Origin of the sequence: Noviherbaspirillum malthae, assembly GCF_015352985.1 — a bacterium.
Taxonomy (GTDB): Bacteria; Pseudomonadota; Gammaproteobacteria; order Burkholderiales; family Burkholderiaceae_D; genus Noviherbaspirillum; species Noviherbaspirillum malthae.
On record NZ_JACYXF010000017.1, the window covers coordinates 1 to 18922 of the forward strand.

The 18922-nt window shown below is 54.9% G+C and carries 16 protein-coding genes and 1 pseudogene; 6 read left to right on the forward strand and 11 right to left on the reverse strand.

Features of this window, described 5'->3' with window-relative positions:
• Positions 1 to 592 precede the first annotated feature (592 nt).
• The 3 genes and pseudogenes from IGW03_RS18480 to IGW03_RS38185 form a co-directional block, all read right to left on the reverse strand.
• A complete protein-coding gene (locus IGW03_RS18480; protein ID WP_228535761.1) occupies positions 593 to 1639 on the reverse strand; it encodes an IS110 family RNA-guided transposase in 1047 nt (348 codons plus the stop codon).
• Between the two features lie 181 nt (positions 1640 to 1820).
• Positions 1821 to 2075, reverse strand: a complete 255-nt coding sequence (locus tag IGW03_RS18485; protein WP_194724046.1) for a hypothetical protein — start codon at positions 2073 to 2075, stop codon at positions 1821 to 1823.
• Positions 2076 to 2519: 444 nt separating this feature from the next.
• Positions 2520 to 2702, reverse strand: a pseudogene (locus IGW03_RS38185) (IS6 family transposase); the annotation flags it as partial.
• A gap of 556 nt (positions 2703 to 3258) precedes the next feature.
• On the opposite strand from IGW03_RS38185, the gene IGW03_RS18490 reads away from it, so the two are divergent.
• Entirely contained in the window at positions 3259 to 3990 is a 732-nt protein-coding gene (locus IGW03_RS18490) for a hypothetical protein (RefSeq protein ID WP_194724047.1), read from the forward strand.
• Positions 3991 to 4430: 440 nt separating this feature from the next.
• Here the strand turns inward: IGW03_RS18490 and IGW03_RS18495 are convergent, their stop codons facing one another.
• The 6 genes from IGW03_RS18495 to IGW03_RS18520 form a co-directional block, all read right to left on the reverse strand.
• Complete coding sequence (locus tag IGW03_RS18495; RefSeq protein WP_194724048.1) at positions 4431 to 4973, reverse strand: hypothetical protein; 543 nt, start codon at positions 4971 to 4973, stop codon at positions 4431 to 4433.
• Positions 4974 to 5051: 78 nt separating this feature from the next.
• The gene (locus IGW03_RS18500) at positions 5052 to 5390 is read right to left on the reverse strand and encodes a hypothetical protein (RefSeq protein ID WP_194724049.1); all 339 of its coding nucleotides are present in this window, start codon (positions 5388 to 5390) and stop codon (positions 5052 to 5054) included.
• A gap of 423 nt (positions 5391 to 5813) precedes the next feature.
• Entirely contained in the window at positions 5814 to 6794 is a 981-nt protein-coding gene (locus IGW03_RS18505) for a hypothetical protein (protein ID WP_194724050.1), read from the reverse strand.
• Between the two features lie 16 nt (positions 6795 to 6810).
• Positions 6811 to 7647 carry an abortive infection family protein gene (locus tag IGW03_RS18510; protein WP_194724051.1) on the reverse strand — a complete coding sequence of 279 codons (837 nt, stop codon included), beginning with the start codon at positions 7645 to 7647 and terminating at the stop codon, positions 6811 to 6813.
• A gap of 295 nt (positions 7648 to 7942) precedes the next feature.
• Positions 7943 to 10201 carry a hypothetical protein gene (locus IGW03_RS18515; protein WP_194724052.1) on the reverse strand — a complete coding sequence of 753 codons (2259 nt, stop codon included), beginning with the start codon at positions 10199 to 10201 and terminating at the stop codon, positions 7943 to 7945.
• Positions 10201 to 11379: a hypothetical protein gene (locus IGW03_RS18520; protein WP_194724053.1), complete on the reverse strand. Its 1179-nt coding sequence runs from the start codon at positions 11377 to 11379 to the stop codon at positions 10201 to 10203. The genes IGW03_RS18515 and IGW03_RS18520 overlap by 1 nt, the downstream gene beginning before the upstream one ends.
• A gap of 591 nt (positions 11380 to 11970) precedes the next feature.
• Between IGW03_RS18520 and IGW03_RS18525 the strand changes: the two genes are divergently transcribed.
• Positions 11971 to 12963 carry a phospholipase D family protein gene (locus IGW03_RS18525; RefSeq protein ID WP_194724054.1) on the forward strand — a complete coding sequence of 331 codons (993 nt, stop codon included), beginning with the start codon at positions 11971 to 11973 and terminating at the stop codon, positions 12961 to 12963.
• 626 nt (positions 12964 to 13589) lie between these two features.
• Positions 13590 to 14093, forward strand: coding sequence for a hypothetical protein (locus IGW03_RS18530; RefSeq protein ID WP_194724055.1), 504 nt, complete (start codon positions 13590 to 13592; stop codon positions 14091 to 14093).
• A 47-nt stretch (positions 14094 to 14140) separates the two neighbouring features.
• Here IGW03_RS18530 and IGW03_RS18535 read toward each other — a convergent pair whose 3' ends face one another.
• A complete protein-coding gene (locus tag IGW03_RS18535) occupies positions 14141 to 15199 on the reverse strand; it encodes a DNA-binding protein (RefSeq protein ID WP_194724056.1) in 1059 nt (352 codons plus the stop codon).
• A 171-nt stretch (positions 15200 to 15370) separates the two neighbouring features.
• Between IGW03_RS18535 and IGW03_RS18540 the strand changes: the two genes are divergently transcribed.
• Positions 15371 to 16393, forward strand: a complete 1023-nt coding sequence (locus IGW03_RS18540; RefSeq protein WP_194724057.1) for a site-specific integrase — start codon at positions 15371 to 15373, stop codon at positions 16391 to 16393.
• A 210-nt stretch (positions 16394 to 16603) separates the two neighbouring features.
• On the opposite strand, the gene IGW03_RS18545 is transcribed toward IGW03_RS18540, so the two are convergent.
• Positions 16604 to 17029, reverse strand: coding sequence for a hypothetical protein (locus tag IGW03_RS18545; protein ID WP_194724058.1), 426 nt, complete (start codon positions 17027 to 17029; stop codon positions 16604 to 16606).
• Positions 17030 to 17320: 291 nt separating this feature from the next.
• Here IGW03_RS18545 and IGW03_RS18550 point away from each other — a divergent pair, with 291 nt between their 5' ends.
• Both IGW03_RS18550 and IGW03_RS18555 read left to right on the forward strand, forming a co-directional pair.
• Positions 17321 to 17740 (forward strand): hypothetical protein, encoded by a 420-nt coding sequence (locus tag IGW03_RS18550; protein WP_194724059.1) that lies wholly within the window; start codon positions 17321 to 17323, stop codon positions 17738 to 17740.
• A gap of 562 nt (positions 17741 to 18302) precedes the next feature.
• Positions 18303 to 18611, forward strand: coding sequence for a hypothetical protein (locus IGW03_RS18555; RefSeq protein ID WP_194724060.1), 309 nt, complete (start codon positions 18303 to 18305; stop codon positions 18609 to 18611).
• Positions 18612 to 18922 lie beyond the last annotated feature (311 nt).

An 18922-nucleotide genomic window follows, 5' to 3' on the forward strand; every position in this document is an offset into this window, starting at 1 on the left:
TGCAGAATCTTCTCTCGTAAATCCAGTGAGTAAGACGAGGCCATGATTGCCTCCGGTAAAAGCAACAATACCTCTTTGAACACTAACGCCCGCACTAATTCCACATGCCTTCATGCAAATCGCTGTAGGCGTTCCAAGCACCCTTCGGGAAAACCACTGACCAATTCAACCAGGGTTGCAAGCGTCGAAAGCGCATCAAATTGCTCGCGTGTCAGGCCATCAAATCGAGGCTGCACCCGCATGTAATCGAATGTCTGGCTGCAAAAATGTATGGTCCGCCCCGCATTTGCAAGGCCCATTGCTGACGACGTGAACAGTTTGCCCTAATGTATGGTCCGCCCCGCATTTGCAAGGCCCATTGCTGACGACGTGAACAGTTTGCCCTAATGTATCCGGCCTCTCGCGAGTGGGCTGTTGTTACAGCCAGGCCATGATGAAATACGCACGCAGGGTTTCTAAATAGTGGTTCGGGTACATAACCCGTTTTTTTGCCAAGACTTACCTTGCGTCGTTCGGCTGTTTCGTCATCAGTGTTTGAACCCAGCAAACCTCGGAAGAACAAAAGACTATTTGTAAAGCAAGCTGACCTCGCTTAGCTCCTGACACTTGCGTCACGTAGATAACATGCCCCTGGCCGAGTAAGAACGATCCAGGCAACCCTGGCCAACTTGTTGGCTAGGGCAACAACGACCTTATTGATATGCATGCGGCTCTCGAGCCGGGCAATCCAGACGCCTAATCGGTCTGTTGAACGATTCAGGTGTAAAACGCAGGTACGCGCACCGTGAATGAGCAATCGGCGCACATACGGGTTGCCACGCTTGCTTGCTCCAAGTAGATTGGCCTTGCCGCCGGTCGAGTACTGAGCCGGAACCAGCCCGAGCCACGCTGCCAGATCTCTTGCTTTAGCAAACTGCTTGCCGTCCCCGACAGCTGCGAGGATGGCTGTTGCACTGAGATAGCCAATGCCGGGAATCGTGGCAAGTCGCATTGCCAGTTCTGAGCGCGTCGCAACCGCATCGATCTGACGGGTGATTTGAGAGATACGTGTTTCAAGTGCGCCGAGCTCTGTCGACATTGTGCCGAGTAGTTCGCGCATGACCGGGGTGAGGTCGTTTGCTTCGTCCGCAAGAACATTTGGCAGATCCGCCTTGAAGGGACCGGGACCGGTCCGCATGGGAATGCCAAATTCCAGACAAAAGGCGCGCACTTGGTTGATGAGTTGTGTGCGGCACGACATCAGCCTGTCTCGAATTCGATGCATCGCCTGCAGTTCGGCTTGTTCAGTCGATTTGATCCTGACGAAACGCATGGTGGGACGGGCGACGGCTTCAGCGATTGCCGCGGCATCTATGATGTCACTTTTATTTGACTTGACGTACGGTTTGACAAACTGTGCTGGGATGATCCGCACCTGATGTCCGAGGGCTTCGAGCTTTCGCGCCAGCCATTGTGAACCAGGACAAGCTTCCATGCCGATCAAGGCCCTGGAAGCGTTTGAAAAGAAGTTGAAAATGGTGGCACGGCTCAGGGTGATGCGTTGAATTGGCTTGCCAGCAGGGTCGACTCCGACAATATGGAAAGTGTTCTTGCCCAAGTCGATGCCATATACGGTGGCGCCCATCGGTTTGTTGCGCATAATCATCTCCTTTGAAGAAGTTGAATGAGCAGTTTGCCCCTTTCGGGGGCGGAGCGGACCATTTCATTAGTAGTGCCGAATGCTACCGCGACCGTTTTTAGCGCCTGCTGGTACTCTCGCCAATCCTCGCGGTCGTGCATGGGGTCAGGGTGAGTGGATAAAGGAACAGTTGACATGCCCATTACGCCAGCTTCTCGTTATGCAGCTCGACGATATGCGCGGCTAGCTCCGGCCCGACATTGAATGCGATGCTGATGCGTGCAAACACCGGCACGCCCGACTCGCCCTTGCTCTCGACAATTTCTTCCGTAAATACGCTTCCCTGGTCGGCGGTCCACCGCATCTTACGTGGATCGCTCCCGCCTTTAGATCGGTACGGTTTGCCGGTTGCAGGATTGATACCACGCTTTGCTGTGCTGTCGAGGAGTTTGTCCATGCGCTTTATCCCATCAATATACGGCGGCACACGCCGGAGTCGAACCGGGCAGGCTAGGTAACGAGCCCGGCCGGGTCGGGTTTTACCGTGTACCCAAGTGGCAGGCGTCCCATGCCACCCCGCGCTCACGCGCGCATGAGTGCCGGATCCACTGTACTGCACAAACGCCAAAAAGCAAGTTTTTAGGTACTCAGATGGGATAAGGCAACGTTATCCGGGGAGACAAAATCGCAAATAGCCTGCAGGAAACTTTTATTTGCAACCTTGGGTCTAGGCCAATCAAGAATTAAGCAGTTCTGTACCGGAGTCACCGAAAAAAACGCCGATTCTGGTATTTTGACGAGCACTCGGCACATTGAATGGCAATGTCAACCTAACGTCGCGGAAGGAAGGATAGCGCTGGTTGTTTGGGCTTACCCTGCGGTAGATGGACTTTGGGCGATGCTCGGCCCCGTGCTGATCGAAGGCGCGCCACAGTAGATACGGTTCATGGTCGATTTTGACGAAGATCTCGTCCAGATGCCAATTCGTGCCGGGTGCGGGCCGTGCCTCCTTCACTCGACGAGCGAACTCCCGGCCAGACTTGTCGCACCAACGTGAGACCGTCTCATAACTGACCACCACGCCGTTGGTACGGTGACGGCATCCCCCTGTGCGCAAAGCGGGCGGCGGCGATACTACCTGCGCGCGCCGGAGCGAGCCGTATGCATCTGCCCACCTGAACATGTGTGAGAAGGCCCTGTTTTGCCAAAGTTATTTAGTGCCCACGACGCTCTCCAAATGTCCTAACATTACCGGGTTGCGCAGTTTCGGCAGAGTTGGACATGGCAGAACGATGGTCTTCGCGTAACGGCAGAACGGGAAGCTTCTAAAACATGATTCCCGCAGCGTGCGGGCGATGCTGAGCGTCACCAGTGACGGCGGTGATTCGGTATACGCGCTATATTGCCGGACACTGAGGTCAGGCAAGCCATTGCCGTGCGAGGAAGGATCTGCACGAACGATACAAACGTTTTGTGCAGCGCTTCCACGTGTTGGGGAGCCGCTGGCTGCGGCGGCATCCGGGCTGGCAGGCGCAGTATTCGATGTGGTGGATGTGCAGCCCCGCTGTGCTTGGCTCTTGGCGGATCGACCATCAGGCGCTATGCGTGCGGCCGCAGACAATACGGAAAGGACTGAAGAGATGAAACACTGGGTAGGGTGCACATCAACTGTGTATAACGGTGACGGGGTATGGGAGGATACGGAACCGTATGATGTGCGCATCAGCAGTAAAGAGGTCGTTGTCTCCTACCCGGGGGACAAGGGCAGGGCGGTCATCTGGCGCGGAGATAACGACGGCTCCGGCCGTTTCGAACTGCGCGCGGAAGGCATGGACGGCTTTGCGCGCTTGTATCTGAGCCGTGATGGTGACGTGCTGGAGGGTTACTATCGCGAGGAGGGCCAGGTCGGAATGTGGCAAATCGCTCTGGACGAGGAAAGACTGCGTACGGTGACCCCCGAGAGGGAAGCCGCAGACGAGCGGCCCACGTCTATGCTCGATGTTGAGGGCGCCGCGCGGGAAGTGCTGGAGCAGTATGGAATCACAGGGCTGCAGCTAGGGTCCTATGGCGGCGTCGTGCACCACCCGGAAAACCCACGGCGCAGCGACCGGCTGATGCGGGTGCGTACCATCGAGGGCAGCTGGATGAGCACGACCGACAAGGTGCTGTTTTTCTGCGGACCCAACCATGCGGTGATCGCGGTGATCGATCCCGACACGCCGCAGGAGCGCCGCCATCACTGGCGGATCACGGGCTTTCCCGTGCGTACCGACGATACTGGCCGCGATGCTCCCGCCTTCAGAGCGCCACCTGAAACTGCCAGCGCGACGCAGTTTCGCTGGCCCGATCCGGGCGAGTACCACCATGACTGAACAGGCCGCAGTCAGGCTGCAGTAACGGTGTACGGTTGTGGCGCTGCCGGCGGGGCTGTGACTGGTACGCGCAGTGCCGCAAACGCATTCGCGTAACCGAGCAGATCGACCAGGTCTGTGACCGCTGCCCAAAGCTTGAGCTGATGAGGCGCGCTGGCGGCTGATCTGGCAGCATCACATGAGCGCGCTGTGGCCATGAGGCGGCGCATGGTTGAGCGCCAGAATAAGCGCATCGCCGGTTCACCCCGGAACCTGGTGATCAAGAAATGGGCAGCACCGGCCGCTGCAAAAAAGACCACGCTCCGACCTGAAATGGAGACCGGTGGACCGATCAAGAACAAGATTCTCAAAGAGCGTGCCTCCGACCCGATCACTGCGCTCACTACGAAAAGCCAGCTCAAGCCGACCATCAAGTTGAAGGGGCCGCGCTTGCGATGCTCCTACAGCTGTAAATACTGGTTTCCACGAAGTATCTCAGCCCAGCTACTCTTAAACGCAGGCCCCATCACATTTGGGTCATGAATTAATGCAGTTGACCGCCAATAAGTCATGCAGTCGTTAAATTCTTCGGCGCTTCTTATAGAAGGATCCCAAGGTTCTTTCTTGGACAGCGTGCCAATCCATGAGGTTACAAGTTCGTATTGCTTGAGCATAGTGCTCGGCCGCGCTATTACGACCATTTTCTGCGTTTCCTCGCCCACGTGCCCAATTGGTGCAACACGAGAAGGCATCGTTCGATTCTGGCGGATTGCGAACAATGCTTCATCTGTGAGCTTTAGCATGGATGTGTTTATGACACCAGCGCGCCCAATTATCTGCCCGAAGTCAATTTCCCACTCATGCTTCTTAGGGATGGGCGGAAGCGATATTTTTCCCATCGCACTCTCGAGCCGGTCGAAAACTTCTGGGTGCGCTAGCAGATGATTTTCTGCCTTTGCTGAGATGTTGATTGTGCCACCGCATCTGGTTTTGTAAGAAGTCATTGTAAGCGCTCTATGAAGTTAAACTAGGCAGGGATCTTCTCTTCATGGCCGATGCATGCATTCGGGCCAATGCAGGAGTCAAATCGCAGCATTTTGTATTCCTGAGACCTGGCGTGCATTAGCGTGCGGGCTGTTGAAAGGTTCGCTGGTGCCGATCATTCGAAACCTACGCAGAAGTTCCATGCCCTGAAGATAACGGGAGGTATCCAGCGCATGCAACAATTCCTCGATCGGGCCGTCACCTTCCAGGTCAAAGATGATTTTGCGCAGCGCGCGGTAGCCGCCTGTAACGGGAATGCTCTGCGCCGCACTAGAGGCCTCCACAAGAAGTTCGCTGTAACGCTTACGATGCGTGTCGCGTAGCGCCAATGCCCTCTTTGCCAAATGCTTGATTGTCAGCAGGTCGTCGGTGCTCATGTTGTGAGCGTCGCATTTGAGGCCAATATAACCTCAGGCGCGCTTGCGTAATTCAGAGTTTTAATGTCTGTGTTGTTGGTGATCACGGTAGCCTCCAGATAGAAAGAAGACCTACCATCTCACAAACAAAAGCCGTTGTAAAACAGCGGTGGTTTATGAAATATCTGATTTACCAGCCGAATCGCTTATCAGATATCACGTGCACTATGCAGTCGTTTTTTTGCGACATCGCGGTGCATGTGGCGGGCTCATGCCCCAAGCCGTTGCGGCTCTTCAGCAGAGAAGCCCAACAGGAGGAATGTACGGGGACATGAAAGCATGGCAAAGTGATTCGTGAGCGCTAAACTTGGTCGCTTACTGGGGTTGGGGGTTTCAATACCGCCAGCATAGTGCCTAGAGGTTCGTCCGTTCGTGATGCCGATGCTAGTTCCAGCCTCGAAAGAGCGCCGAGCGCGCTGTGATGCGCTCGCCGGTTGACACCAATTGCACTAGCCAGTTGTTCCTGGAGTTGATGAAGACGTTGTTCAACACGACGTCGAACTTCTCCTTCGATACGGCCATGGTTTCGCTGTCCAGGTCGGCCAGCGTACCAGCAAGATAGTCCGGAAGCCTGACCAGTTCGTCGAAGCGGTGCTTGCCGGTCTTTTCTGGAATTTCAAAGCCAAGGGTAGCCAGAGGTTCGCCAAGGTACTGGGCGTTCCGCTGCTCCGGTTTGGCAAACTCGACTGCCTGGGTCAGGTAGTACACGTACGCCAGGTCGGACACTACCGCGTCATGGCGCTCAAAGAGTGCATCTCGGTCAGATATCCAACGGATTGCCCTGGCGCTCACTGCATGGTTGAGCATGTTGCAGAGGGTCGCTATCATCGCAGCCACCAGATGAATCTGCCTGGCTAACTTTGCGTTCACCCCCTTGTGGCGCAGCTCTCGTTCGAAGGCCTTCAACCGCCTAATGGCGCTTTCGTGATAGTGGATGTCACGCGCATCCTGGTAGAGCGCAAGGCGGTCATCCATGAAAGATATGGCTCCCGCGACCAGTGTACTCATGGCCTCTATGCTCAGGTAGTCGCGCAGCAGCGCAGCCTCCCGCCTCATGGCGAAGGAGACGCTGAACGTCACAGGCACCTCGCAGGTCAAATATTGGATTAGACCGAGCGGAACCTTGCTTGTGTTCTTCAGGTCCTTGGGCGCTACGCTGGCTATGTATTTGCAGATGTTCTCCGCCTTGTCATGGGGAGCGACGACTACAAAGCTGAAGACGTCGTTCCCCTTATTGACGTCCCCAATGCAGTAGTCCGAGATCACTGACCATGGCATGCCAGCCGGATAACTAGCGAACCACTGTTTCAGCTGTAATCGGGTTGTTACAGTGGCTTGAACTAAGACGGGAAGCAGGTCAATCATGGCTTGATGGTAGAGACTACCTTCTGTGTGTAGCTAGCTTTGCTAGCAAGTAGCTGGCGACCGTGCCAACAGACTCAATCGCTGCTTTGGCTTCAGCATCGGTAATTGTTGGCAACCACGGGCGGCCGTGGCCAGAGCCCTGCTTGTTCCGGACACGGTTAACACCGAGCGCGGTGGTGAACAGGCCTCGCTCCATAGCGCGAACAGGCGACTCGCCGTGAACTTCAGGCATCTCCGGCACCGCAAGATCCAGCGCAATGAAGGCCATACCCAACAAGGCCTGAAAGTTAGCTCCCGTGGGATAGTTGCCCCGTATTGTCATGAGCACGTGGGCGGCTGTGGCCTCAAGCAGGTCTTTGCCCGTTCCAGCGACAAGGGCTGCGTCTTCGGCACCTCGCTGTGCACGCCGCGCGTAGCCCAGCAGTGCATCGGTCAGTTCCGGGCCATGAAGACTTGTAAGCACTTTCGGGGAAAGCGTCCCATCATCTGTGAGGACAAAGCCAACGCTGTCGCAGGCCGACTTGGCGTTCGCAATCGCCTCAGAGCCTACAAAATTTGGTGCGCCAGCGCGGAAGCCGCCACACGCACGAATCTTCCCCAGGAGACCCATGGCGAACCGCGAGGCGGCGATGGGATTGGCTGTCATCGCCTCATACAGCACAGCTCTGACCCGCTTGGCCTTTCCGATCACTTGCCCCTGTTGCTTGGGATCGAAGGTCGCCAGCCCGCACGCATTGATTTGAAATTCTATGTCCGAATGTGATGGCTCACGATAGCTTCCGCTATTCCCCGAGTCGTCTACCAACTGGGAAAATGCGTGTACGACCATGTCAGTAATTGGAATGTTCGGCATCACTTCTCTTTCTTTAGTTGTTCCAATGAAGCAATACTGTGACAGAAAGTGGCCACATCAGGCATCGGTGGTAGCCAGGCTGCTGCTATCTGCTAACGACTTGCTTGGAAGTAGGCATTGGCCGTCGAATGGTAAATGATGGCAATGGATCGGGGGTCCTAGTTTGCCCTCGGCTAACCAAATTCTGGTACTGGACGAATAGCTGCGACTGCCTCGCAGTCGGTAATTACCAGGAACGTCAGATATACATGTTGCCTCGCCAGCCTCTAGTGTCAGTAACGGATGTGCCGCCTAGTTACAGGGGTAGCACTTTGGCCTTGATAGCCCTGGCTAGTAAGAAAACGACTGGGGGCACTCGCTCGGCACTACTGCAAACCGTACTGATGACCGACTCCAAGTCCCTGTCGGCCAAACGAAGCGTGCCCATCGCGATCGCCAAGATAAACTCCGTCAGCGCCTCTCCTTCTTGTGCACTCGCCTTACGGATCATCTCCTCGATGTGGTCCGCCATGTCGGCACTATGTCTTTCCGTGTCAGTCGCAACATAGTTGAGCTCGCTGCCACGTGCCGCGCGCAGCAACGCGGCCTGGATAATTCCATCGTTGAAGCGTACGAAATTTCCCGGCGCGAGAATGCGATGTTGGTACTGGCTACTGCGCAGCGTGTCGCCTTGCTCCATTAGCCGTAGATTATTGAGTAGTGCCGACACTACGACGAAGATGTCCGCTTGGCTGAGCGGTCGCCGACCGTCTTCCGTGGGAAGCAGCACGAAATTCGATCGGATGGCTAATGCCTGTTCACTGCAGTCCGGCCAGAACAGCGTGTTAACCATGCCGGTGGCCGTCACCTCATTCAAGTGCTTACGTCGCGCCAGCAGCTGTGGCGGCACTGTCTCGTCCAGCGTTTCCAGCCAGTCCAACAGGACCATGATGCAGTCGAGCTCGCGGTCCCATGGACTGATATCACGATCTTCTGGCAGGAACAGCATGTGCAATGCGTGATGCGAGTATGTTCCGGCACCGCGGTCGCCGAATGTGATGTTGGTAATCATGCCTTTTGCCTGCGCCTCAGACTGGGCACGTACCAATGGAAACAGATAGGTCGCAGTTCCACCAGGAATCGTCGTACGCAGATCTCGGTTAATTCCCATCATCTCATTCGGATCGTGGACACACGGCGTTGTGACAATTGCACATCCTTCGGATCGAGTCGCTGTTTCGAGCAGCTCGCTTCCCGACGTTAAGGCGGGTGCCGATTGCACATGTTTGGAAACAAAATCCGCAACCTCCTGCGCGAGCTCTTGAGCATAGGGATAGGTCGGATAAACGATGTGTGTCAAGTTTGCCGGTGCATACCGGCGCAACAAATGTTGCCAGGCCTGACGGAATGCCATAATCCCATCGGACGCATCGGGACTTTGGAATGCCGGAGCGAGATCAACCGAAATCTCTGCGGTTCGGTCGCCAATACGGCGGTAGACGCAAAAAACCCCTAGTCCGGCAAACAGTGAAATGATATCGCGCTGATGCTCTAATAAATGCCGCTTGGCAAGGAGGACGCTGTCGGTCTCGGGCAGAGCGGTGAGGAAAAGATCGCCACCAATCTGGACGGCAGCAGATCCCTTGCGACAGAACGGACATTGCGGCTCCGGCCAGCTCTCAAGTAGATCGAGCCCGTCCGGATTGTGGTCATGCTTACGGAGCTGACATACGGCCTCTTGGTCCTCCTGCTCTTGCGAGAGAAGATATAGCGTGCAGAGCCGACGGCGGTCCACGCCGCGGGTAAACGCTCGCCGTGCCAAGTTACCGGAGGTGCTGGCTGAAATGACAAACAGCGTATTGTCGACGTCCTCAAGGTCAGCGTCGGAAAGTCCCTCGTAAGACTGAAAAGAGTCGATTATAGGCATCGCTGGTCTCATACCCGTCTCGACTGCCACTTGGCATGCCGCATAGATGAGCGACGCGATCGCGGATGTATCGACCAGAATGCGCCGTGCAGGCTGGCCAACAAATGGCAATAACCAATAGGCAAGGGTAAGAGTGTGCCGCGACTTGACAAGTGCGTTCGAGGCTCGGATGAAGCCGACGGAGTGGGCCTTCGATGTCTTGCTGTAATGGACGCCAGGAGGAGCGATCTGCATGCACTTTGACTCGATAAAGATAGCTTGTGCCGTCATGGTCGTGGCGAGGCGCACCTCAGCAGCGATTTTCGCTTCATCCAGCTGCGCGCCAAGCGAATGAAACACTAGATGCTTGCTCTCGAGCACAATCCCAAAGCACAGATTTTGATGGGCGGCTGCGCCCCAAGCGGCCGCCAAACGGGTACGGAATGATGAGCCATGGGAAAGGGCTTCTTCAATGAAGGGGCCATGGCTATCCAAGCCAAACAGCACAACCTTGGCCGGTGCCGGGCGGACGCGGAGATGCCGGGCCAGGCTGCGAGCCAAGGCTTCGTGATCGCAAAAACCATTGTGGAGAACGATCGTTACTTGGCGATGGCCATGGGCTCCAGATTGATCAGGACAAAAATGTTCGTACAATGCCAGCGTTGACATCAGACCTCCACCGGCAACAGTACCGAGACAGCCGCGCCGCGCACATTCGCAAATGCGCTTGCCCGCGTTGAATAGCCTCTTTTCCAATCATGCAGGACCGGCGTAACGTCAGTGTCCTGCTGCTCTCGAAATACCTTGAATTCCCGATAGCCAGACAAGCGATTTGTGCGGATGCGCAAGAAGCCGTTCATCTTCCTGAGGGCGCGCAAGACATCGTTCAAGCCGAGGCCTCGATTTGGATTACTGGCCGTTGTATGCCCCGCCCGTAGACAGGCCAGCACGGCCTTGTACTCGATCTCGATATCTTCCTGAGGGTTGACCTCCCGCTGGAGCTTGCGACCAACGAAGCCGGGGCCACTGTCGAGCACTGAAAATTCGAGAATCCCGCAGAACCGCTTGTCTTTCGCTCCCCGCATGCCGCTTACCGAGCGTTCCTTTAACGCCTGCACATAGGCCATGTGGGGCTCCAGGGGCATATCGGGTGAGGCTGGCGCCGGCACGTCCAAAGCATCTAAATCGTAGAAGCGTGCCAGCACCAATCGCACGGAGTCATCAATGCGTTCGTTGGTGGCGGTGAACAGAGCATGGTCCTGAGTATTCTTGATTAGCTCGTATAAGAGCGTAGTGAGCAATGAGGACTGGTCTGCTTGCAGAATGGCTCCTCGTAACTCATCCGAACGCATCACACTACTAATCAGCTTCGGCGCGAAAGTCTCAAAGTAATTGTCGGTACGAAGCGTCCCACGTGCGTCATACAATGGCCAAGGCAATCCTTTGCTGTATGCGTCGTCGCACATGATGAAAGTTTGATCAGTAACCGCCAGATCCGGCCAGTTTTTGAGCTGCTGAAAATAGCTGTTGCGAATGTTTAGGAGAGCCTTCCTGTGCTCTGAATTGAACCAGTCCCGCGTCCGCGCTAGAGTGATCAAGCCGAGCGGCGTGGAACTGATCGATTTGAACAATTCGGCCACCGTACCATGTTCTGGCAATGCAACCCGTCGTTCCAGCTCGGGCACCATGGTCAACCAGGTATTGAATGCCTGAGCCCGCGAGATATCCTCTAACGGAAAGGGGGACGATGTCAGGACGGAAGCGAGATCAAGTTCACCGTCGACCCGATTGGTATAAAACCGCACAAGCGATTGTTCAATGTCAGCAACGCGGGTGGGCAATTTCATGATGGGCCTTACATTCAATATCGTATAGGATATTACAAAATTGCATGTATAGCCTTTTGCAGGTGAAAACCCTGCGGGCGCTTTCGCTAGCCCAAGGGATCGAGCCCAAAGTACGACTATTTCGCAGTTGAAGGACTGTTTCGATAGTCGCGACGCGAACATTGAATAAATAGGCTATGCAGTCCGATGTGGCGATGATCTGGAGCGGCATTACTGCAGGTCTGTGCAAGTGTTCCTTTGCTGAAATTTGGTGCGTGAACATCAGCTTTTCGGGTTGAGCAGCGTACGTTAGGCAGCACGTCCGGCGCTTCGAAGTCGTAGTGCCGGTGACCGGAATGCAGCGTAGAGCCGCTGCTATTCCTTCCTTCGCCTATAAAGACTCGAAGACTGCTCCCGGCATCGTTGACTGACGCGCCCAGTTTTCGTCAAGGCAGCCATACTAAGCGGGCGGGCGCAAAGGACGTCACCGCATTTCGGGCGTACTCCACATACCAGAGTCAGCTAACCGCACGTCACTACAATCGCTATCATCTTTAACTGGTTCAACGCAATCGATCGAGTGGACGTAGTCCACCTTGGAAATGCTGCCGCATGGGTATGCCTTTCCTGACACATGGATCTCTGGCTGAGAATAACAGTATCATGTCAATCTTTTTTACAACTTCATGGGCACGCATAATGTTCCTGGATTCAGGCAGAGCGATTGCGGAGAAGATTCAAGAGTTGATTGATGAAGAAGTTTATCAGCCGGTCAGGATGGCAGTGGCATTCTGGGGGGCCGGTGCCGATTACAAGCTGCGTGGACGATGCGAATTGATATGTGATCTGGATTCTGGTGCCTGCAATCCAGCGGTGATCCGCGCTCTTCTTCAGCGAGACAACTGTGTCGTACTGAAATTGGACGGATTGCATGCGAAGGTAGTGATCGGCTCTACCGGCGCCGTCGTGTCGTCTGCGAACATGTCCACAAACGGACTGGGAGCGGAAGGCGCGGACGCCAGCGGAACCATTGAAGCAGGCTATTTTGTTTCGGAGAAAGAGTCGCAGTATGAGCGGATTGTTTCTTGGTTCAAGAGCGTTTGGGAAAAGGCGAGCGAGATCACGGAATCCGACCTTGCCAAGGCACAGCAGAAATGGGACTTCCGCAATCGCGAGATGCCCGTGGCGGGTACGCCGGAGCCGCAGAGTGAAAGTGAACCTTACCACATCAATCCTTTCACCTTGCTTGAGGAACGGATCGATCCTGCGGACCGTCTTCGAGCGGTTAAGCCAATGGTATTCAATCAGCTCAGGGATGCGCTCCCGCATGTCGACCATCGCCGGCAAGGGAAAATCGCAACTTGGGCGTGTCACCTGCTCCTTAACCAAGCAGGCATTGTGTTAGACCATTCATCTGGAAATGGGGAAGGGCAAGGACCTGCTACCGACCATTGGATTGTTGGGCGGTTTGGGACGGACAAGAAAGATGATACGGTTGAAAACGTTCAGCGATTCTTAGAAGTTATGACCCGGGATACCGAATTCTCGAAAGACATACGGCGCGCGGCGAGACAAGTTCTGGTATCAAAACCTTGGTTGGATTGACCCCATGTAAGCCGTAACGCTATATGTTCAGGGACATGTAGCTGTTTATCTGTGCAAGGTGTGACTTGATCTGAAAGGATGTGTCAGATTGCAAACGTCCGAGTTCAACCGATACTGTTGAAAAACTCCCATGCAATATCTAATGGTTCTTACTGAGTTCAAACTGAGTCATTGAACGCATGCCATGCTTTTACCGCGCTGGCCTTAGCGAACATTAACCTGCCGCGTCATTCCTCGAAGCCACAGGTGCACCCGTAATGGGCAAATGCGGGCGGAACACGCCCGGGCGAGAGCAAGCACGTAAGAACGATGAAAAACGGACTGAACATGTTGATTCGTGGATTGGCCTCGGTCAATTCCCCTTAAATCCGAAAATCGATGGCTTGTTCCGCTTATCCCTAAGTAGTATTGCTTGGCCTACTTTCCCGTGTCAGCATCCAGAGTGACACGTTACACAGTTATTTGTATATAGGGGTTGTTATTGACCGCAAGCCTTGGCGGACAAGGCTTTGATACGATTCAGTACATGGTTTTATCAATCAGTGTTCCGGTTTATCAGTCAGACCGTGACGTATAAATCTAGTTAGGCTCGTGAATCTCTTTATCGAAAAATGGAGGGAATTGCCATGGACTTTGCAAACAATGCCTTTTATGACAAGGGGATCTCCAAGGCAAGAGAGGGCATGAGCATGATTCGTCCATACGAGATTCAGAAAGATGTTGTCATTTATCGGTACTATGATTCAACCCGTGCAGGCTCTCCACAAGGAGGAACACACGGCCCATGGTGGATCGAGTTCGAGTATTTTCAGCAAATCAAACACTTCGCGGCACGCAATGGCCACGCGCATAGTTATGCCGCTCGCCTTTTTGCAGCGATTCTTTACGAGTGGAGTGAGGTCGATGCATTTGTAGCGTGCCGAGTTAGGGTGCCTTTGAAAGCTTGGAAAGGACGAGGTAAGCAAGTTGAACAAGATTCTGATCCTGCGAAACGCGACGCTCGGGATCTTCCGCGAATGACTCCAATGCAGGGTGTATTAGAAATCTATCAGTTGTGCATTCCTGGGCTTGGCGGCTCGCAGTCCATTTCGGCATCAGCACTCGAGATCGTTAGTGACGGCGCGCTTTGACTAAGGTCCCTGCCTGACTCCTGTGATGTGCTGGCAGCCGATCTGCATTACCTTTCGGCTCTGTCCTGATCCAGCATCGCTTGCTTTGCAGCCTGTAATTGCTGTTCCAGTATCGTGCGTTCCTGAATCCAGCCTAGCTTCTCCTGACCAAGTGCGTCGATCTGCACCAGCGCATTGCGAAGCTGGTCCGCCCTGATGGCGGCTTCACGCGCATGTGACGCTTCGGTCAGACGAGCTTCCAGTACCGCCTGCTCCAATTGCTGGACCTTGGAAGATGCATCGTTCCGGGCCTGTCTACTTTCGTCCAGTTGCTCGACTAAGCGATCCCGGGCGAACTGTATCGTCTGGAGTTCCTGACGGAGCGAGCCGAACTCATCCTGCAGACCGCCATGCTTACTGGCCAGAGAGGACAGGGCCGAGTCGCGTTGCGTCAGAGTCGCCTGTAATCCTGCAATCTCCCTATTTGCCGATATCAGATCATGTTCGTGCCGCGCAATGCGCTGCTCGTAATTGCGTCTTTCGGCCTCACGCTGCGCGGCTGTCGCCTCCTGGTAGTGCGCGAACTGTTCGCGCGTTTGCGACAACTGGACTGTCAACGTCGCAATCTCAGTTGCCCGGTCTGTCAATCTTTGCTGCAAGCCGGCTTGCTCCGCCTGCAAGGCGGCCATGGCGACGTTCTGCGCATGAAATCGCTCCTGCAATTCCGCCAGTGCCTGTTTTGTATTCACCAGTTCTTCTTGCACGACGAGGTTCTCTGCCAGCGCCTTGTCCTTATCGGCCTGCAGCTGCTTGGCTTGGACTTGCAATGCCTGTATGGCCTGACTGTGCTTCTGCTCGAGAGCTTCCCGCTGTTGCGAAAACTCGGCCTGCATATGCTCATGCAGGCCTCGCACGGCGCTGAGCAATGGACTAGGCAAGGCGGCTTCGGCGACGGCGGTGTCCTCCTGTTCAGCTCGCCAGCGTTTGACGAACGGCGCGATCGTGCTTTTACTGCCGGTGCCGCCCAGCGCTTCGCGGACACTGTCGACGGTCGGGCTTTTGCCGGCGGCGATGAGCTGGGCCGCCGCGCGGGCGACATCGGAATATTGAATGCCGGTTCGTGCCATGGCCAAGTTCCTTTGCGTTGTATTACGTTAAACGTAATAGTACATTAAATAACGCCGCGGCGTACCGTCGATTCCTGTTAAATTAGGCTGTGATAAATGGGTTTATCGCGACCTAACACGCCTTTGAAGGTGCTATGCTCTGTATTGACCGGTACGAATTCCCGAAAAAGCATGAAAGCAGCGCTTTACTCCATCTCCCAACTGCCTGAACACCCGAACGAAGACGGTAGCGGCCCACCCACATTGCGTACCGCTGGTACATCATTGAATGCGGAACTGACGCATCAGCACCAGCAGTTGCTCGCGGCAGCGACCTCCGACAATACCCGTCGCGCGTACCGATCGAGCGTCAGTCATTTCCTGGCGTGGGGTGGCAGACTGCCCTGCGACGAAACGATGATCATTCGGTATTTATTGGCCTATGCCGAGTCGCTCAACCCGCGCACGTTGGCATTGCGACTGACCGCGCTCTCCCAGTGGCATCTTCACCAAGGTTTTCCGAATCCGGCTGCGACGCCGACCGTGCGCAAAACCCTATCCGGCATCCTGCGGACTTACGGCAAACCCAAGGCCAAAGCCAAGGCTTTGCCAATTGAAGACCTGGAATTGATTGTTTCAGCGCTGGCGGGTCAGCCGACGCTAAGTGCGACAAGAGATAGCGCTCTGCTACAAATCGGCTTTTTTGGTGGCTTCCGCCGCAGCGAACTGGTGCAACTCACGGTGGAAAACTTGGTCTGGGATCGCGAAGGCCTAGTCATTACCTTGCCACGGTCGAAGACCGATCAGGAAGGGCACGGGATGGTTAAGGCAATTCCCTATGGGGATGAAACGTTTTGTCCAGTAACAGCACTCAAGGCATGGCTGCAGGCGGCCGGGATCGAATCCGGACCACTGTTCCGCCCGATCAACAAGGCAGGCCTCATTAGTGCCGTTGCGCTGCATCCGGCAAGCGTCAACGACATTCTCGAACGCGGCGCCAAGCTCGCCAAACTCGACTACGTGCCGATGCTGTCGAGTCACAGTCTTCGCCGCGGCATGGCGACCAGTGCCTATCGGGCCGGCGCGACCCCAAGGGACATCAAGCGCCAAGGCGGGTGGCGCCACGATGGAACTGTGCAGGGCTATATCGAAGAGGCTGGCCAGTTCGAGGAGAATGCGGCAGCAGCACTACTTCGCCGAAAGCGAAAGAAATAGCTGGCTTGTCAAGTCTAAAAAGCGCAAGTCCGAAATCTACTGTTTGGTTGCTTCTTCGCTAGCGGACATACAATTAGGGATCAACGCCGCTGGACGCCCAAATGCCCCGTATTACGTTATGGTCGAACGTCACCATGCCGGTGTCTTTGTCACGTCGCATCTTCAGGTCGGCATAGTCCACGTCTTGGGGGATTGTAATGTTGAGCTCCGTCACTTGTCTGCCCACCATTGCTCGACCGCTTCCACCAGGGCGACTTGCTCGACGTAGGAAAGTGCCTGGAGCTTCTTGAGCAGGGCGGGGCCATCGACCTCCCATTTCTCATCCAGTTGATCGAGCCCGATGCTGTCTGAAATCCCGTGCCATACCGCCTGGATCATCGCGGCCGGTTCGTGGCTGGTGCCATTCAGGGAGTCGCGCACCAGATTCCATTCGGCTTCGGAAAACCTTGGCCCGATGTCGATGCTTTTCATGATCTGCGCATATCGATCGCCAATCTGATTGATGCGATGTGACAAGCCCGTGATTTCGGCGTCCTTGCCGATCGCCTCTTCGAGCTCAGGCCCGATATAGATGCTCTTCTTGTTTGCCATAGAGGAAATTGTGGCCGTGACGCCACCTTGAGGGGTGTCTTGCATGACTTTCTCCTTGCATACCGTGCCGGTTGGCCGGTTTCTTAGGTTAAAGGGGTGTTGCGCCTATCAGTATAGGCGCGCATCGACATTATTGCAGCTTTTCCATGCGGATCTTCCCATTCTCATCGAAATGGTAAGTGCGACCCTGGCTGAATGGATCGTTGACGAAGCCGTGCATCCAGGCATCGAATGACCGCTTAAATTTGGCATCCCACTCAGCATCGTTCTTAGCACCGGCATTACATACGGCATAGGGGCAGTTTAGTCGGCAGATTTTTGCTCGCTGGAGCTAGCTTGTCTGCACAAGCAGGGTCGATCGGACTCGGAGCGGGCACCGGTGTTGGAGTAGGCGCGGGAGTTGGCGTTACTGCCCTTGGAGTGCAAGCTAACACAGGGGTCAATCTGAATACTTCTGGCCAAATGAACGTAAATGGCAATGATGCGCTCAGTTCAGGAAAAGACATGGCGCGTGCCGCAGGCCAGATCCGTGAACAAGGTTCTGTTCACACTGGCACTGATGCTGTCGCAAAAACCCAAGCGAAAGCACGCACAGGCCCTACGCTGGCAGCCGAGCAAGCAGCACAGACGAAGCACGCTGTGGCTGCAGAAGCAAACAAGCAGGCCGCCTCTGCACATAGTCACGCCCAAAGAGCCGCATCAAGCGTCAATGTCGGCGCCAGCGCCTCAGGTTCCGTGAAAACTGCTGCGCAATAGAATCGGCAGAGGTCATCTCCCATCTGTACAAAGGACCAATTCGACAATAAGAAACCGGATGGCCCCAAGCGGATAATGTCGTTCCTTTTATACCTCTCATTCGGATTTGGCCCGCTGCAGATCGCCCGTCGCGGGCTTTTTTCATGTCGACGGCATTATGTAGCTGTTGTACATGCCACCTGGAAATTTTCGGCTTTTTTAGCAATCTTGTCTCGTCGTTAAAAAGGGCGATCAGTTCGTCTTCGCTGTAAAACTCATGCGGAGCATGTTGATCGCGATACTCGTCCAGCGTCGGGATGGCTGCGTCATTATCAATGGCGAGTTTTTCCGGGGCGAGGAGGAAAAGGTGGGCGTTTGATGGGGTAGGGGAGAAACGTCCGACTTGTTCGCATCAAATCGCATTGCTGATTAGAGCAACGATCAGGACACCAGTAAGATTGCTCGCGGCATTTTGGATACGGTTTGGCTAAATTAACCGGCGTAAAAAGCTTGTGATCGAGCACCGAATGAGGATTTCTGGCGTTAGACTTAAAGCATCACCTTCTCTACTACGAGGTTCGTCATGCATGTGATGCCAGAGATCCCTGATGAAATTGGCAGTATTCTGCGTCGGTGGGCGGACGCTGGCGAAAAGCTGGCAGAGCAATCCACGGTTCCGGCTGACTTGAAGATTCGCTTGGCACAGGCCGCCAATACTGTTCGGAGGTTGGGTTTTGCCGGAGCCGGCGTGGTGGTGCTACAGAAGCCGCACATCAGCTTCGCAAAAATCGAGTTCATGGCCCAGATGTTGTCTGATCTACCTCAGCCAAAAATGCCGACCGTCGAGGCGGAGGCGACTCTAATTCGGGCATGGCTCGCGGCGCACGTGTAGAAATAGTGAGCAGCTCGACGTGGAATTCGGCGCAATCGTGTCAAGAAAAACAAAAGCCCGTGCACCAGGCCGCCAAGCTGGCACAGAGCGTGCAGGAAGTTACCGGACTCAATGTCGAGAAAGACAGATGACGTTTGTCACCTTGTGCAAATTTAAGCGGAGCATAGAATGGGGGCCTCGGCGACATGGCAATTGCATGCACTGGATAACACACGTCGCCGTAACGACTATGTGAGGAAAGAGCAGCAATGCCGTACTTCTCCCGCTACGGGAAAATACTGCAAGCCACCGTCAGCGTGCGCGTACAATTC

What these genes read in the sequence shown, in the direction of transcription:
- IGW03_RS18480 (WP_228535761.1), bottom strand. Translation starts at nt 1,639, where the DNA reads ATGCGCAACAAACCGATGGGCGCCACCGTATATGGCATCGACTTGGGC.
- IGW03_RS18485 (WP_194724046.1), bottom strand. Translation starts at nt 2,075, where the DNA reads ATGGACAAACTCCTCGACAGCACAGCAAAGCGTGGTATCAATCCTGCA.
- IGW03_RS18490 (WP_194724047.1), top strand. Translation starts at nt 3,259, where the DNA reads ATGAAACACTGGGTAGGGTGCACATCAACTGTGTATAACGGTGACGGG.
- IGW03_RS18495 (WP_194724048.1), bottom strand. Translation starts at nt 4,973, where the DNA reads ATGACTTCTTACAAAACCAGATGCGGTGGCACAATCAACATCTCAGCA.
- IGW03_RS18500 (WP_194724049.1), bottom strand. Translation starts at nt 5,390, where the DNA reads ATGAGCACCGACGACCTGCTGACAATCAAGCATTTGGCAAAGAGGGCA.
- IGW03_RS18505 (WP_194724050.1), bottom strand. Translation starts at nt 6,794, where the DNA reads ATGATTGACCTGCTTCCCGTCTTAGTTCAAGCCACTGTAACAACCCGA.
- IGW03_RS18510 (WP_194724051.1), bottom strand. Translation starts at nt 7,647, where the DNA reads ATGCCGAACATTCCAATTACTGACATGGTCGTACACGCATTTTCCCAG.
- IGW03_RS18515 (WP_194724052.1), bottom strand. Translation starts at nt 10,201, where the DNA reads ATGTCAACGCTGGCATTGTACGAACATTTTTGTCCTGATCAATCTGGA.
- IGW03_RS18520 (WP_194724053.1), bottom strand. Translation starts at nt 11,379, where the DNA reads ATGAAATTGCCCACCCGCGTTGCTGACATTGAACAATCGCTTGTGCGG.
- IGW03_RS18525 (WP_194724054.1), top strand. Translation starts at nt 11,971, where the DNA reads ATGGGTATGCCTTTCCTGACACATGGATCTCTGGCTGAGAATAACAGT.
- IGW03_RS18530 (WP_194724055.1), top strand. Translation starts at nt 13,590, where the DNA reads ATGGACTTTGCAAACAATGCCTTTTATGACAAGGGGATCTCCAAGGCA.
- IGW03_RS18535 (WP_194724056.1), bottom strand. Translation starts at nt 15,199, where the DNA reads ATGGCACGAACCGGCATTCAATATTCCGATGTCGCCCGCGCGGCGGCC.
- IGW03_RS18540 (WP_194724057.1), top strand. Translation starts at nt 15,371, where the DNA reads ATGAAAGCAGCGCTTTACTCCATCTCCCAACTGCCTGAACACCCGAAC.
- IGW03_RS18545 (WP_194724058.1), bottom strand. Translation starts at nt 17,029, where the DNA reads ATGCAAGACACCCCTCAAGGTGGCGTCACGGCCACAATTTCCTCTATG.
- IGW03_RS18555 (WP_194724060.1), top strand. Translation starts at nt 18,303, where the DNA reads ATGCATGTGATGCCAGAGATCCCTGATGAAATTGGCAGTATTCTGCGT.